The sequence below is a fragment of the Chryseomicrobium excrementi genome, from assembly GCF_002798305.1.
In the GTDB taxonomy this organism is placed as follows: Bacteria; Bacillota; Bacilli; order Bacillales_A; family Planococcaceae; genus Chryseomicrobium; species Chryseomicrobium excrementi.
This window is the reverse complement of record NZ_PCGR01000003.1, coordinates 149,760-164,372: the sequence shown is the minus strand read 5'-3', so window position 1 is coordinate 164,372 and position 14,613 is coordinate 149,760. Positions and strand designations below refer to the sequence as shown.

The following is a 14,613-nucleotide window of genomic DNA, read 5'->3' as shown; positions in this document are numbered from 1 at the left end:
AATCAGTATGCTATAGTGCTACATGAGGTGATTGTATGAAACACGCACGTCTACTGGTCGTCGATGACGAACCGGTACTATTAAAAATGGTAACTACGGTATTACATAAGGAAGGCTTTGTCAATCTGTCGACTGCCGCTTCTGGCCAAGAAGCACTCACACTCGTTCAGGCACAGCCATTTGATTTAATCTTACTTGATGTGCAGCTTCCGGATATGCAAGGCTATGAAGTATGTACTGAAATCCGAAGACTTTCTGATGTGCCCATCTTCTTTCTGACGGCGAGAAGCTCCGATTTAGACAAGATCTCTGGGTTTGCTTATGGCGCCGACGATTACATAACAAAACCATTCAATCCGCTGGAGCTGGTAGCACGCATAAAGGCACACCTAAAACGACAAGAGGCGCTACTGGGCTCTCGTCAAGAAACGAAAGTTCATTATATAGGCGATTTAGAAATCCGACTCGAAGAAGGAACAGCTTATAAAAACGGAGTGCCTCTCCAACTAACGGCTCAGCTTTTTCGCTTGTTGTGCTTCTTTGCCGCGTCACCTAATCGCATCTTCTCAAAAGAACAGATTTACGAGCAGGTCTGGGGAGAGATGTCTTTTGGGGACGATACAACGGTGACTGTCCATATACGCAAGCTCCGGGAAAAGATCGAAGACGTCCCTAGCAAGCCGCGTTATCTTCTCACGTTGCGAGGACTTGGTTACAAATTCGTTTCTGAGGTTGCACAATGACGGTGATTCAGCGCTTAGTTTTCCGGTATATCAGTCAGTTCATATTTGTCCTTTTTGTTATCATCGTCGCACTCATTACATCTACTCTGCTGATTGGCTTTACACTCCTTGAGCAGGAATCCGGTAACGACATCTCGACGTTGTCATCGGATTATCTAGAAGTGGCTATTTCTATTGAAGACGATGAAGTAGAAGTTCGAGACTCTCTCCTTGAGGGTTTAGACTCGCAAGATGCTTGGTTGCAAATCGTCTCAGAAGACGGAACCGTGTTGTTTAATCACGACGTTCCTGTAGAGGTGCCCACCAGCTATTCGACCCCTGATTTTGCGTCGCTTTATGATACTGCAGGTCCATCTACTAGGCTTTTGGCGTTAACGTTTGAAGATAAACCTTACATAGCCGTCTTAGGGAAAAGCGAAAAAATCCGTGACTTGCTCACTCGTATCGAAGATACTTCGTTTACTAATATGACCGAGGAAGACCAAAAGGTTGCCAAAGAACTACAAGCCAATCTCTATGTTTACAATGAAACGACTTTAGTAGACAGCTTTGAAACAACCCCAAAAGTGAACCAACCGACGCTCCACGAACTCGTCGACTTCCAAGCAACCAATGTGGACCGGACCGAAGTGATCGTGACTTATTATAATCCGGAAACTAGGCTCACTTATATCGGTGTAAGACCAAATGAAAAGATGACCGGTACGACTCAAGCTATGAATACGACGATCCTCTCCACTTTTTCTATGACTATGTTGGTCATTTTAGGTCTACTGCTCGCTCTAGCCATTTGGTATGCAATCCGCTTAGGGCGTCCTGTGATTCACATCATTCGCTGGTTGCAGCTTTTAGCAGAAGATGAGCTCCAAGAACCAATCGACAAAAAAGGAAAGCCTGTCAGTACGAAAAAGAACGGCAAGCTCCGAAAACCATTTAAGCCGTTCAAAGAAGTGTTGGAGTCCCTATCTAAACTCACACACACTCTACAACACAATAAACTACAACAACAAAAGACCGAAGAAACTCGTGAAGAATGGATCACGGGACTTTCCCATGACTTGAAGACACCACTCAGTGCTATCTATGGCTACTCCGTGATGATGAACAATCCAGAGTATGAGTGGTCGCGTCATGAAGTGAACGAGTTTACAGAGGTGATTGAGCGCAACTCTCTTTATATGTCCGGACTGATTGAAGATCTGACGCTGACTTACCGAATCAAGAATGATGGTCTACCTGTTTTCTTGGAAACGTTAGAAATGGTCTCGACCGTTCAGACGATTACGGAATCGTTTATGAGTACTCACTTGAAAGAAGAACAAACCTACTCAATGGAACTGCCAAAAGAACCTTTTGAGTATGATATGGACTTGAACCATTTCACCCGCATCCTTCAGAACCTTTTAGGAAACGCGATTAAATACAATCCAGAAGGCACCAAGATACAGATCCACTTAACGAAGAGAACGGATTCGTTTCAGCTAGTGATTCAGGACAACGGCGTGGGTATGACGGAAGAAACAAGACAGCGGCTGTTTGACCGCTACTACCGAGGAACAGGTGTATCCGACACAACTCTCGGAACAGGCCTTGGCCTCGCTATTACGAAACAGCTCATTGAGTTGCATAGTGGAACTATTGAAGTTCACTCGCAAGTTGATAAGGGAGCTACGATTGAAGTGATATTTCCGTGGAAGTCGTATATTTACAAAAAATTATCATAGCCTTCATTCTCTCGTAACAACAACTGCGTATACTACGAGGTAGAAAGGATGTGCATCGTGATGAACTTTGACTTCCATACGCACGGAAAACTAACCAAATATGATGAGTTTTCAATCCGCCACTTTCGATCGCTTGTAAAAGCCGCTAAAGAATCCGGTCTTGATGGATTCGCGCTCACGGAACATTTCAACACACGCCATTTCTTTGATGTATTTGGTACACTTGATGAATTTTACCCTTATGAGGACGGCTATTATCTAGTCGATGGACTTCGCGTCTTTCCCGGAATGGAAGTGCACACTCGGGAACTAGAACATATTCTATTGATCGGCAGTCGCATCAATATTCGCGCACTTCGTATGCAGCTACAACCCTATACACATAAATTAAATTACATTCCAATTGAGAAGTTACTGGAACTAACGGCATCGCAGGACGTTCTTTTGATTGCCGGTCATCCGGTCATTCAGCAACGCGACTTGTTTACTCTTGAACCACATGTTTTAGAGCGTTTAGATGCCATTGAAATGAATGGCCAAGATCTTCGCCTGCGCTCACTTGAAGTGAATGCGAGCGAAGTAGAACAGTTAGGTATAGAACTAAACAAATCAGTGCTAGGTGGCAGTGGTGCATTTCACCGTAACCATTTTGGAAAAGTCTACACGAAACTGGATACTTCATTTTCGACAGTTGGTGAACTACGAGCTTTACTTGAGCAAGGCGCTTACACAGTTAAAGTGATGGCCTCCTCCGAAAAGACTTTTTTGCAACAACAACTCACCGCTGAGCTAGGTGCTTGGAGTGAGCCTTACCTATAAAAAAACTCTGCCGCAATTCAATTGCGGCAGAGTTTTATTTGTTTTCCCACTTCCAGAGTTCCACTTCACCGAGCTGAGCACTTTCAATTCCTTCTTCATCCTGTAGCTTCAGAAGTTCTTTAGAAGGTCCTGTCACAACAGCTCCGTAGACGATGAAACCATTCTCTTTGATGTAGTTGTAGCGGTACTGAAGATCTTGAAGACCCAGGAAAGATTCTTGATAGTCTTTAGATTCTTTTAAAATCATCGACATATTGTCTAACATAGCTTTTTGGGAATCCTCTAAAGAGTTTTTTTCTAATGCATAAAATAGCGTACTTCCCATATAATCCTTTTCCATCGTGTAGGCAGGTACAAGGCCTATTGGCTCGCCTACCAATGTTTCTTCTTCGGCTGCAGTGAGACCATAGCTCGTTTGTTGAATGCCAGAACCCTTTTCATTTTCTCCTGCATGCAACGCCATCCAGGTAACATGCAAATCATAGTCTGCCAACTTATCGAGTAGCTCTTCAGCAGTCATAAAAGAATCCAAAGAAAATGCAAGTTCTGCAACCGTTCCTTCGGGCAATCGCTCAAGTGTCTCCCATGTTTCCGGAAACTCCTCATGTCCTAAAGGCTCTTGTGTCATCGGATGTTCCGGATAGTAAAATTGAAACTCAATTTCTGCATAATCCCGATTCCCTTCTAGCTCTACTGATTGAGATCCTAGCAGCGGCCATACCGGTTTCGTCACCTCAGCTTCTCCTACAGGAACTGTGTGCAACCCTACTTTTTTATATAGAGGAAAAGCGGCTTTCCCACTCCAAAGCAAATCAACTTGCCAGTCCGCTTGTGGCATATCCGATCTCACATTCGGGTGCATCCATTCAATAGCGAGCTCATTATAAAAATGAGCCTTCTTCAAGCTCTTTGATGTATTGGCATAGACATCTAGCGCGCTCACGTAAACTGCGTAAAGGAAGACTGCCACTATCAAAATCCGCACAATCCGAAACGTCAGCGTGAACCGCGACTTCCGGAGAATTCGTTTCTCTACATCTTTATTCCACTTCGTGTTCATAAGGGTTCCATCCTTTCCGTTCCGCTAGCTGCTGGTACCGTTTGCGAGCTCTGTACAAGGTGACTTTCACTTGATCAAGAGACACTTGCATGGCTTCGGCAATTTCTTCGTATGTAAACTGTTCGTATTCTCGTAAGTAGAGAATGGTCCGGTACTGCTCTGGTAGAAAGGCAAGAAGTGCTGAGACTTCTTCAGCGTGTTCTAACTGGAGCACCTGTTCTTCGGGTTGTCCCTCCGGACTCAGCATCTCCTGCTGACGCCAGACGGCTCCGAGCCAACTGTCTTGCCGCTTCTTGCGTTTCCGCCACTCGTCTAAGTAGACGTTCCTCGCCACTTTAAACAGCCATGCTCGTGCTTCTTCCCCTTCGTATGTATGAAGCGAAATGGTCGCGCGTACGAAGGTCTCCTGCGTCAGATCCTCAGCCAAAGGAGGAGAGCCGGACAGCTTGAGCAGATACAAATAGAGTGGTTTGGCATAGTGGCGGTAAAGCTCTTCTAAACTGCCCTGTGGTGAATTCATCTGCTCCTCCTTTGTTTCTCTACTTGTACTACGAATGGATGGAAAATGTGTTACACCTTATTTTCACAAAGGCTTTGTTAAAGTTTAATGTTGTTTTTTACTATGATAAAAGGACTTCCATATATTTGGAAGTCCTTTTCGTTGTTATTAGTGCCTTCTTAAACTAACGCTCACCAATAGTTGAATATGAAACGAGATATATTTATTTGAGATTTACTTTGAACATCCCTGTCATATTTGGTGAGTAATCTTTAAAATGATATTTTTCATAAAAGTCTACTTTCCCCTCTGAAGCGAATAGCCCGATAAATGCCTTATTAGGTGCATTATTTTCAATGTAACTCATTAATGTGTTCATAATTTCTTTTCCGATTCCATATCCTTGATATTTAGGATGTACAACTATATCTTGAATGTAGTAATAGATTGCACCATCCCCAACAATCCTTCCCATTCCTATAACTTTGTTGTTATCTTTAATAATCACTGAAAAGACTGAATTTCGTAGTGAGGCTTCTGCTACTTCAAAATTCATATGATCTTTCCAACCTACACTTGAACACAAATTAATGTATTCATCTAAAGTTGGAGTTGTATATAAAACTTCATAATCATTTACCATATTATCCCCCTAACAATTAAGTGTTTAAATAAAGTTCCACAAGATACTTCTTCAAGTAACCTGCCCCGTTAGTTGAATAAGAAATAAGATTATTTCGTGAACTTAGATGTCCTTAGTTTATCATATGTTTCAACGATTGGAATTAAATTCCCTTTAATTATCATATCATTGACTGTCACTTCGTTCAGTTGGTGCTGAATGCTTTCAAGTACCTGGAATCAAGCGAGGTAGTTATCAAGATATTTCGTTGCCACACCATTAAAACGCTGTATCCATCCTTTCAGTCTACTGTGGTAACTGTTGACGTTTTGGATATGATAAAGACCTTTTGTACGGACCTTCCCGTCTGATTTGAACTGATAAATGGGCATACCTTTGTCAGTAGCGTAGGTTCTGAACGTTCGCCAGGAGTCTGTACATAATACATTTTGAGATGACAGTTTTTGACCAATGGCTTTGTCTAACTGCTCTTTTTTTATTCTGCCTACACCAAGGGTTGTCGAAACTGTATTTTTGTCACGGTCTCTTGCTACTAAAACACAGACCTGCTCCTTGCTAATTCCACGTTTTTTGGCTTTTCCACCACGTTTACGAGGTTTTCTTCCTGTGATTTTCTTCTGTCCTTTTTCAGAGTACAAGAAATAGGTCTCGTCCATTTCAACGATACCTTGAAAGTTCGCTACTTCAATTTGTTTCAGTGCTGATAATAGTTTATGTCTCCAGTAAAACAGTGTGACGTGTGTTACCCCTTTGACCATTTCGGCTGACTTACGGAGGGAGTACCCATCAATCATACATTCAATGAATTTTATCCATTTATTCAGACGACGGGTTCTATAAAGTGCGGTGTTGGTTAAATCGGTGAAAGTGGCAGTACAGGATTTACAGTGATAACGTTGTTTCTTTACTTCATCACCATCTACAAGGGTAGTGTATTTGCCGAATCTGACAACGTGTTTGGATTGGCAGTGTTGGCAGGTATATCCCTGTTTATTTTTGCGTTCAGAAATCTCTTGTAAAGCGTTTCCTGTTGAAGATGAAGCAGTGAGAGCATCGATAAGAAATGCTCGTAGCCTTTGTTTCTCTGCTGGATTTAATTTTTGTATTTCTTTAAGAATATCAGTCGCTCTCACTGTCATCACCAGCATTCAATTGATACTTATATTATAGAACAAATGTTCGTTAAATTCAAATATCAACATTAACCTTTAACATAGCCTTCACAAAAGAAAAAAGATCCCCGAAGTTTCTCGAGGATCTGTAGGTCAGTTCTTTTCAAAGAATGTATCCAGAACATCTTTATAGAGCTCATAGCGAGGTAGCATGTTCTTCGTCAGAACGCCTTCCTCCGCCAGCTCAAAGAATTGTTCTTTTGTCACGAGTTGCGCATCAATGACTTCGCCGATCTGATAGGACAAGTTTTCCAAGCTGATCATTTGTGGCAACCGTGTAGCGTAGACGTCAATCAATGAGTCGTTACGAATGATTTCACCGAGTAAGATGAGCTCTTCCGGGTTTATAAATAAACCTAATTCCTCTTCCACTTCACGCACCGCACCGATCCGGCTGGATTCTCCCACCGTAATCGAACCACCCGTTGACTCCCAAAGCAACCCGCTCGGTTTTGCGGGATCTCGCTGTGACAACAATAGACGTCCATCTGGTAAGAACGTCCAGACGTCGATTACGATATGGTAGTCTCCCTCAGCAAGCGGGGGCACACTGCCTCGCACATGCGTCCGCCCGGTCTTCTCGCGCTTTTCATTATAAACATCCCATAGTTCCATCTGGTTGTCCTCCATCCGCTCTTTCATAGAAGTCTTACTATAGGCGAAAGAGGTTCAGATGTCTACTATGCGATATCCCGCTTTGTAAACGACCAGAATGCCGCAACGATAAAGACTACAAAATACGCTACAAGTACGGTAACAGAAAATGCGAGCGTCATCCCTTCGATGGTAGGCGTGCCTCCGTTAAAGTACTGGCCGAGGTTCAAGTTTGCAAACAAGATGAACTTCACCCAAGCATACTTCGATAAGAACAAGACAAGTCCGTTTCCAGCCATCAGCAAGAAGATGGAAAGGCCAATAGCCATGGCACTGCTTCGGAACAATACCGAAATCATGAATGCAAGAGTCGCCATGACAACGAGTGCTACCAAGTTCAATCCGTACTCCTTAAACGTCGCAGCCCATGCACTAGCAATCTCATAGCCACCCATCGGTTTCGTCAACAGGATGTCTCCAGACAAACCGTTCACACCAAAGAGTACCGCTCCCACTAGGAAAGAGAAAACAAGTAACACGACCATCAAAATTCCCGAAAATAAAAATACAGAAACATATTTCGCAAACAAGATCTTTGAGCGTTGAATCGGACGAATCAATAACAGCTTGATAGTCCCCCACTTGAACTCGTTCGCAACGATACTAGATGCTACGATGATCGTAAAAATGGTGATGAGCAGCAGCAGCATATAGCTCTCATAAGTAAACGTCAGTGCATCGTAGGGAATCGGCTTCTGGTCTTCTTCTAAATAGAACGTGTTCTTTGCCAGTTGCTCTTGATCGAGGTAATAGTTCATGTCCTCTTCATTGGTGTTAGCGAGAATCTTCTCGTTTTCTGCAACAAGCTCTTCTCGCCAGTTGTCGCTATAAACGGTCTCTTGCTCGTCACTTCCGAAGAACTGCGTCATGACGCCATTGACAATGACGAGTACCAAGATGAACCCGATCATCACCCAAGACGATTTGCGATTAAACAGTTTGACTTGCTCGTTCCAGACGAGCTTTAAAAAGTTAGCCAATGACATTCTCTCCAATCAGATCAAAGAATTTGTCTTCCAGAGTCGCGCGCTGATGATGCAGACCATATACAGCTACATCCTTCATGGCGAGTGCTTTGATAATAGCTGGCAGTGCATCCCGATTCGTTGAGAACGTCAACAGGTTGCCTTCTACTACAACGTCCCCTAGAATGTGACTCTTCACGATCTGCAACGCTCCGTTCACTGGCTCTGCTTCTAATTGGACAATGAGTGCCTCATCTTCTACAGTCGTTTTCTTCACTTGTTCAATAGCAATGAGCTTCCCGTTCTTGATGATTCCGATGCGGTCACACATCAACTCGATCTCGCTCAGCAAGTGGCTCGATACGATGACAGCCACATTCTCTTCTTCGGCAAGCTTCCGTAGATACAGACGGATTTCACGAATCCCTGAAGGGTCCAGTCCGTTCGTCGGCTCATCCAAGATCAAGATGGACGGGTTATGTAAAAGGGCTTGTGCAATACCTAGTCGCTGGCGCATTCCGAGTGAATAGCGACCGGCTTTCTCATGAATCGCTTTCTCTAAACCAACAAGCGCCACCACTTCACGAATGCGTTCTTCTGTAATGCCTTCCATCATTCTTGCATACTGCTGCAAGTTCTTCCAGCCGCTGAGGAACGGGTACATCTCCGGGTTCTCAACAATCGCACCCACGTGGCGCACCGCCTGTTTAAACTCGTTTCGGATACTCTTGCCTTCAATCAGAACATCTCCGTCCGTGATGCCCATCAGTCCCACCATCATCCGGATTGTCGTAGTCTTCCCGGCTCCATTAGGCCCTAGAAAACCAAAGACTTCCCCACGCTGAATCTGAAAGCTGATGCCTTTAATAATCTCTTTTTTGCGAATGGTCTTTTTCAAATTGACGAGTTCCATTACTGCCAGTTGTTCCTTCACATCCTCACTCCTTTTATACTGTCTCTAGTACGTACGAAAAAAATGGGAAAAAGTTTCATATTCTTCTCCTCTTTCACCTTCCTAAATTGTCAGAAAACACACTTTTTTCTCCCTATTCTACTGATTTTTACTAAATGTTCGAGTATACTCAAACTAGACAAACGCCATGACGAGAAGGTGAGCCATGAACATTCAGAACCAGTTTGACCCTCTACTTGCATCGCTGTATTCAGCAAATGACTTTTCACGAATCATTGAAAACTTTCCAGACCCCGTCTGTTTATTTACTACGCGTGATCAGAAGTACCCTGACCGCTTATTTTATGTGAACCAAAAAGCACTAGAACTGATCCAGCTCTCCAAAGAAGAACTTTATACCTACACTTGGGAAGAACTCTTTGAGATTCCTTCAGATGGGGACATTGAAGCACTCCGTGAACAGACACGGAACCAAGGAATTCCTATCAAAAGCAGCCCCCTCAAGAAGAATTTGACGGGCTATGCTTTAAAAATTGAGCCCCATACCGTTGCATTAGAATGTGGAGAAGTAATCTGTGTGGTGAGCATCATCAATATCACGGACCATCACAAGACACAGCAACAGCTCAAAAAATCCGAGCAACAATTTGGCTCGCTCTTCACTCACAACCCAGACATTGCATTTTCTTTACATGTAGATGGGCGCATCACATCTATCAATGCGACAGGTCTACAAGTGCTTCACTACAAAGAGGAAGAGATTGTTGAAAAAGATGTCAAAGAATTGATAGCCGTAGACAATCTAAACTTTCTGCGGAAACATTTCTATAAAGTACTGCAGGGCCAACCAGCACGCTTCACTACAAAGATTAAGACGGGGACTTCTACTGTTCTTGATGTAGATGTTACCGCCATCCCCGTATTGGTGAATGACAAAATCACGGGTTTAATCGGTATCGCACAAGACATCACCGACAAAGTGACGATGGAAAACCTGCTTAAAGAGAATGAACAGCGCTACAAAGCCTTGTTTGACTATAACATCAATCCCGTACTGACATTTGATTTACAGGGACGCTTCATCCGAATCAATGCAGCGGCTATGGAACTGATTGATTTCTCTTTAGATGAACTTCTCGGCGAGTCGTTCACAAAGCTCATTGATCCGACACGGCGGAAGGATTCCTATGAAAACTTCCAACTAGTATTGGATGGAAAGCCTCGTCAATACGAGATGACCGTCATCGCGAAAGATGGAACGGAGCGTTTATTGCACGTCATGTTAATTCCTGTTTGGATCGACGGAGAAATCTCAGCTATCCATTGTGTATGCAATGACATTACCGAAATTCGGCGTCATGAAAATTTGGCCAAATTCATGGCTTATCACGACCCGCTGACGTCACTTGGCAACCAACGACTGTTCCAGGACGATTTGACTGAACTGACCACGAAACCCCACCAAGATGGTGAAGTGTCTGCCGTGCTATTGATTGACCTTGACCGTTTCAAGTTCTTCAACGACTATTTGGGACATGAGGCAGGAGACCGGGTACTCTGTGAAGTGGCAGACCGCATAGTTGCATGTGTGGACGGTAACGGAGATGTGTACAGATATGCCGGGGATGAGTTCACCGTCATCTTAAAGAAGACGTGCGAAGCGACGGTTCATGCTGTTGCGGGACGCATCATCGATGAGATGCAACGACCGCTCATTTTAGATGGGTTCGAGGCCGTGCTAACAGCCAGTATCGGAGTGGCGCTGTATCCGAAAGACGCGCAAGACGTCAAAGGCATCTTGAAGTCTTCAGATCTCGCTATGTACCATGCAAAACGTATCGGTCGCAACAATTACCAGTTCTATAACCAGCATATCGGGGGTCTGACGAAGAATACGCTCGAGATGGCTTCACTTCTTCATAGAGCATTACAATATGAGGAGTTCTCGCTCCACTACCAGCCCCAGTACCGGGCGGATACTGAACAACTGGCGGGTTTTGAAGCCTTGTTACGCTGGCACAGTCCGCAGCTCGGGCAGGTGTCTCCTGCAGACTTCATCCCCCTTGCAGAAGAAAACGGTTTAATCGTACCTATCGGAGAATGGGTGCTTCGTAAGGCATGTGAGACGAATAAGAAGTGGCAGCTAGAACACGGGGTCTTCGTACCGGTATCCGTAAACCTCTCACTTCGCCAGTTCTACCAACAGGATTTGGTCCAGCGAGTGGCCGATATTTTGTTTGAGACCGATTTGGAACCGCAGTACTTGATTCTGGAGATCACGGAATCTATTGCGATGCAAGAAGATGCAGCTGCACGAATTTTGCATGATTTACGTAAACTCGGTGTCTGTATTGCAATGGATGACTTTGGGACGGGCTACAGCTCATTCAAACAGCTGCGCTATTTCCCAATCCATCAACTGAAGATTGACCAGGCCTTTATCCAAGATCTAGATTCTGATAATGGCGAAGCGATTGTCGGAGCCATCATCGCTCTCGGTCACAATCTCGGCACAGAAATCGTGGCAGAAGGTGTGGAGACAGAAGCGCAGGCTGTTGCTCTCAAACGTCTTGGCTGTGACCTGTTGCAAGGGTATTTCTATGCTCGCCCACAACCTGAAGAAGCCATTACGGACCTCTTAAAAATACGCACATAAAAAGCCGACTCAGCGTCGGCTTTTACTTTTTGGGAGAGACAAGGCTATTGCCGTCCATATCAAAGGTGTAGACGGAGAACCGGGTATCTGCACAGGACTTTGTGGCATAAAGCGCCTGGTCTGCGCAGTGAATGAGCGTCTTTTTGTCTTCCGCATGATCAGGATACACCGCAATCCCCATATCCACTTTGAAGTCGATGAGATGCCCTTCTATTTGATGCGGTTCTTTAAACTCCTGAACAATACGACGGGCTACAATCAGCGCATCTTCTGCTGTTTCGAGTCCTGGCAAGATCATAGCAAACTCATCCCCGCCAAGACGCCCTACCGTATCTACTTCCCGAACTGTCTTCTCGAGTTTCCGGGCAATCTGCACGATGACCGCGTCCCCTACGATATGTCCGTAAGTATCATTGATGCGCTTAAAGCGATGTCCATCCAAAAAGATGAGCCCCACTTTCGTGCCATTCCGTCGAGCCAGTTGAATAGCCATCGTCAATCGATCATCAAATAGTCTACGATTTGGTAGCTCAGACAAATAATCATAGAAAGCCATCTTGGCAAGCTTCTGCTCGATCTCCTGTTTCTCTGTGACGTCTTTCACGATAGCTAGCACGTATTTGCAGCACTTCTCTTTGTCCGACAAGGGGTACATCGTGGTCTCTCCTATGTACCGAACTCCCGGCGCTTTGATCGTATGAAGATACTTGATTCCCTCTTTTAATTGTGACACATGTTCATACTGCTTGTGCAGAAACTGGCCTTCTTCCTTGTCCTCGATTACCTCGAGCACCGTGCGCCCGATAATGAGGTCGTTTAGCCCAACGAGCTTCTTTACAGACTGATTGATATAGCGGTAGCGGAACTGGTCTTCATCGACTTCCACTAGAAACACCAGATCTTCTACATAATCAAACAGACGCATAAAGTTCAAATCACTTTCCAAGGCGTTTGAAATAAGTTCAGCCATGTCAATCTCCTCTCCGTCCAATATCCAATAATTTACTTCCTATATAGTTCATGTTATAGGTCTTGAACAAAAAAATATTGATTATTTTGACACTTTAATATTTTCCATCACAAGAAAATTGATTGAATATTTAGTCTTATTTTACTAAACTACTCTCTACTTGGTCAGGAACTTATGAAGTATTGATCCTTAAGTTTAAATATTTTCTAGCTTACAAATACGAACATATGACTAAATAAATCGAATAAAGGTACTAGTTTATTCTTTTTAAATACATATTTATTGTTATTCGATAAACATCATGCTATTATCTCCTTAATCTTAGTTAAGGAGGTATGAGCATGGAGCATTCTGTAGAACTTACTAGACCCTATTCTCTTATCCACTTTGTAACGTATCAGCTGCGAGCTGCTATTTTTCCTCTGTTCATCTTTGTGATTCTTGGCACAACGCTTGTTATCGATCTGCCCTTTCTCGCCAGATACGATTGGCTGCTGATCTTTTGTCTGCTCATGCAGTTCGTTATGGTCAAAACAGGCTTAGAGACCGTCGATGAACTCAAGGTCATCACCGTCTTTCACTTGATTGGCTTGTTGATGGAGATATTCAAGGTGAATATGGGGTCCTGGAGTTACCCGGAAGAAGGTCTGTTTAAAATTATGAACGTTCCGCTCTTCAGCGGCTTCATGTATGCAAGTGTCGCGAGCTATCTCTGTCAGTTTTGGCGTATCTTTGATGTGAAACTACTCAAATGGCCCTCTCTTTATTTAGCTGTTCCTCTTGCCACTGGTATCTATTTAAACTTCTTTACGCATCATTACATATGGGATTTCCGATGGGTGCTATTTGGACTTGTTGTCGTTGTGTTTTTCCGCACAAAACTCACGTTTTTTTACAACAGTTCTCGCGTCCACTTGCCTCTTATCGTCTACTTCTTCCTCATCGGCTTGCTGATCTGGGTTGGCGAAAATATTGCGACGCTTCTTGGTGCGTGGCATTACCCTGACCAGCAAGACGGCTGGCAGCTCGTTCATCTTGGCAAAATCAGCTCTTGGCTCCTTCTTGTCATCGTCAGCTTCTTGATCGTAGCAAACTTGAAAGTCGTGAAAGAAAAGATTACGTGAAAAAACCTTCCTCAACTTTCAGGAAGGTTTCGTTATCCACAGTTTATATAGAAACAACCGGCACTACTTATCCACATGTTAGCAAGTTTACTTTCAAACTTTATCCACATTACCCCTTGATAAGTAGTAGAGTTCTCCACAGGTGGATTGTTAAGAAGTTTGAATGGACTTTGTTACTTCTCAAGAAATTCAATAAGTTTCTCGGCAGCTAGTGTCGTATCTTCTTCTACTACGTATTCTTCAGCAGCTTTGTTTTCAGTTTACAGCAAAACATCTAGACGGTCGATGGCAAGCTTACAGGCATTGTTTGTGTGCGTTACATAATAGAAGTGGGGACGAGCCTCCAATTCTGCTGCCCTTTCAGTTCTCCATTGTTCTTCGAGCCCATTAGAAGGTAGGAACCCACAATCGAAACGGAAGAAGGTGTCGGACTTGAGACGTTTGACCAGATGCTTAATTATCGGGATTCGCTTCACCACACGAGCGATCAATGAATAGATCATTGCACCGTAGTTCCGTTCTTTTGGGGCCTCACGTATCGTCTTCTTATCAAATACACGAGGGATCGGCGAGATATCAATGGCAGCAAAGGTTGCATTTATCTGGGGAGCAGAATTGCTTGGAGGCATTCAAATTATTTGTGGTAACCTGGCGTTTGTAAGACGTAAATA

The 14,613-nt window shown here is 43.9% G+C and carries 13 protein-coding genes and 1 pseudogene; 5 read left to right on the top strand and 9 right to left on the bottom strand.

What is annotated here, in order from left to right:
- The first annotated feature begins 35 nt into the window (after positions 1–35).
- Genes CQS04_RS09830 through CQS04_RS09820 form a run of 3 tightly spaced genes read left to right on the top strand, consistent with a single transcriptional unit; the run spans position 36 to position 3,286 of the window.
- Positions 36–743: a response regulator transcription factor gene (locus CQS04_RS09830; protein ID WP_100353981.1), complete on the top strand. Its 708-nt coding sequence runs from the start codon at positions 36–38 to the stop codon at positions 741–743.
- Complete coding sequence (locus CQS04_RS09825) at positions 740–2,467, top strand: sensor histidine kinase (RefSeq protein ID WP_100353980.1); 1,728 nt, start codon at positions 740–742, stop codon at positions 2,465–2,467. The genes CQS04_RS09830 and CQS04_RS09825 overlap by 4 nt, the downstream gene beginning before the upstream one ends.
- Positions 2,468–2,515: 48 nt before the next feature.
- A complete protein-coding gene (locus CQS04_RS09820; RefSeq protein WP_100353979.1) occupies positions 2,516–3,286 on the top strand; it encodes a histidinol-phosphatase in 771 nt (256 codons plus the stop codon).
- Between the two features lie 34 nt (positions 3,287–3,320).
- Here the strand turns inward: CQS04_RS09820 and CQS04_RS09815 are convergent, their stop codons facing one another.
- The 7 genes and pseudogenes from CQS04_RS09815 to CQS04_RS09785 all read right to left on the bottom strand — a co-directional run bounded on the left by CQS04_RS09815 (position 3,321) and on the right by CQS04_RS09785 (position 9,192).
- Positions 3,321–4,346 carry an anti-sigma factor gene (locus tag CQS04_RS09815; protein WP_100353978.1) on the bottom strand — a complete coding sequence of 342 codons (1,026 nt, stop codon included), beginning with the start codon at positions 4,344–4,346 and terminating at the stop codon, positions 3,321–3,323.
- Positions 4,327–4,866 (bottom strand): sigma-70 family RNA polymerase sigma factor, encoded by a 540-nt coding sequence (locus CQS04_RS09810; protein ID WP_100353977.1) that lies wholly within the window; start codon positions 4,864–4,866, stop codon positions 4,327–4,329. Before CQS04_RS09810 ends, CQS04_RS09815 begins: the two co-directional genes overlap by 20 nt.
- Before the next feature lie 202 nt (positions 4,867–5,068).
- Positions 5,069–5,488 (bottom strand): GNAT family N-acetyltransferase, encoded by a 420-nt coding sequence (locus tag CQS04_RS09805; protein WP_100353976.1) that lies wholly within the window; start codon positions 5,486–5,488, stop codon positions 5,069–5,071.
- Between the two features lie 89 nt (positions 5,489–5,577).
- Positions 5,578–6,627: pseudogene (locus CQS04_RS09800) on the bottom strand (IS1595 family transposase).
- Between the two features lie 126 nt (positions 6,628–6,753).
- Positions 6,754–7,275 (bottom strand): NUDIX hydrolase, encoded by a 522-nt coding sequence (locus CQS04_RS09795; protein WP_165775510.1) that lies wholly within the window; start codon positions 7,273–7,275, stop codon positions 6,754–6,756.
- A gap of 65 nt (positions 7,276–7,340) precedes the next feature.
- A complete protein-coding gene (locus tag CQS04_RS09790) occupies positions 7,341–8,294 on the bottom strand; it encodes an ABC transporter permease subunit (RefSeq protein ID WP_100353974.1) in 954 nt (317 codons plus the stop codon).
- The gene (locus tag CQS04_RS09785) at positions 8,287–9,192 is read right to left on the bottom strand and encodes an ABC transporter ATP-binding protein (protein WP_100354169.1); all 906 of its coding nucleotides are present in this window, start codon (positions 9,190–9,192) and stop codon (positions 8,287–8,289) included. Before CQS04_RS09785 ends, CQS04_RS09790 begins: the two co-directional genes overlap by 8 nt.
- A gap of 205 nt (positions 9,193–9,397) precedes the next feature.
- Here CQS04_RS09785 and CQS04_RS09780 point away from each other — a divergent pair, with 205 nt between their 5' ends.
- The gene (locus tag CQS04_RS09780) at positions 9,398–11,848 is read left to right on the top strand and encodes a sensor domain-containing protein (protein WP_100353973.1); all 2,451 of its coding nucleotides are present in this window, start codon (positions 9,398–9,400) and stop codon (positions 11,846–11,848) included.
- 22 nt (positions 11,849–11,870) lie between these two features.
- Here the strand turns inward: CQS04_RS09780 and CQS04_RS09775 are convergent, their stop codons facing one another.
- On the bottom strand, positions 11,871–12,818 hold the full coding sequence (locus tag CQS04_RS09775; protein ID WP_100353972.1) for a GGDEF domain-containing protein: 948 nt from the start codon (positions 12,816–12,818) through the stop codon (positions 11,871–11,873).
- A gap of 341 nt (positions 12,819–13,159) precedes the next feature.
- Here CQS04_RS09775 and CQS04_RS09770 point away from each other — a divergent pair, with 341 nt between their 5' ends.
- Positions 13,160–13,942, top strand: a complete 783-nt coding sequence (locus CQS04_RS09770; protein WP_100353971.1) for a DUF817 domain-containing protein — start codon at positions 13,160–13,162, stop codon at positions 13,940–13,942.
- A 260-nt stretch (positions 13,943–14,202) separates the two neighbouring features.
- Here the strand turns inward: CQS04_RS09770 and CQS04_RS09765 are convergent, their stop codons facing one another.
- Entirely contained in the window at positions 14,203–14,571 is a 369-nt protein-coding gene (locus tag CQS04_RS09765; protein ID WP_100353970.1) for a hypothetical protein, read from the bottom strand.
- Between the last annotated feature and the right edge of the window lie 42 nt (positions 14,572–14,613).

Coding starts and splice junctions, on each gene's coding strand:
- CQS04_RS09770 (WP_100353971.1), top strand. CDS start 13,160: ATGGAGCATTCTGTAGAACTTACTAGACCCTATTCTCTTATCCACTTT.
- CQS04_RS09815 (WP_100353978.1), bottom strand. CDS start 4,346: ATGAACACGAAGTGGAATAAAGATGTAGAGAAACGAATTCTCCGGAAG.
- CQS04_RS09805 (WP_100353976.1), bottom strand. CDS start 5,488: ATGGTAAATGATTATGAAGTTTTATATACAACTCCAACTTTAGATGAA.
- CQS04_RS09825 (WP_100353980.1), top strand. CDS start 740: ATGACGGTGATTCAGCGCTTAGTTTTCCGGTATATCAGTCAGTTCATA.
- CQS04_RS09830 (WP_100353981.1), top strand. CDS start 36: ATGAAACACGCACGTCTACTGGTCGTCGATGACGAACCGGTACTATTA.
- CQS04_RS09780 (WP_100353973.1), top strand. CDS start 9,398: ATGAACATTCAGAACCAGTTTGACCCTCTACTTGCATCGCTGTATTCA.
- CQS04_RS09775 (WP_100353972.1), bottom strand. CDS start 12,818: ATGGCTGAACTTATTTCAAACGCCTTGGAAAGTGATTTGAACTTTATG.
- CQS04_RS09810 (WP_100353977.1), bottom strand. CDS start 4,866: ATGAATTCACCACAGGGCAGTTTAGAAGAGCTTTACCGCCACTATGCC.
- CQS04_RS09795 (WP_165775510.1), bottom strand. CDS start 7,275: ATGGAACTATGGGATGTTTATAATGAAAAGCGCGAGAAGACCGGGCGG.
- CQS04_RS09785 (WP_100354169.1), bottom strand. CDS start 9,192: ATGGAACTCGTCAATTTGAAAAAGACCATTCGCAAAAAAGAGATTATT.
- CQS04_RS09765 (WP_100353970.1), bottom strand. CDS start 14,571: ATGCCTCCAAGCAATTCTGCTCCCCAGATAAATGCAACCTTTGCTGCC.
- CQS04_RS09820 (WP_100353979.1), top strand. CDS start 2,516: ATGTGCATCGTGATGAACTTTGACTTCCATACGCACGGAAAACTAACC.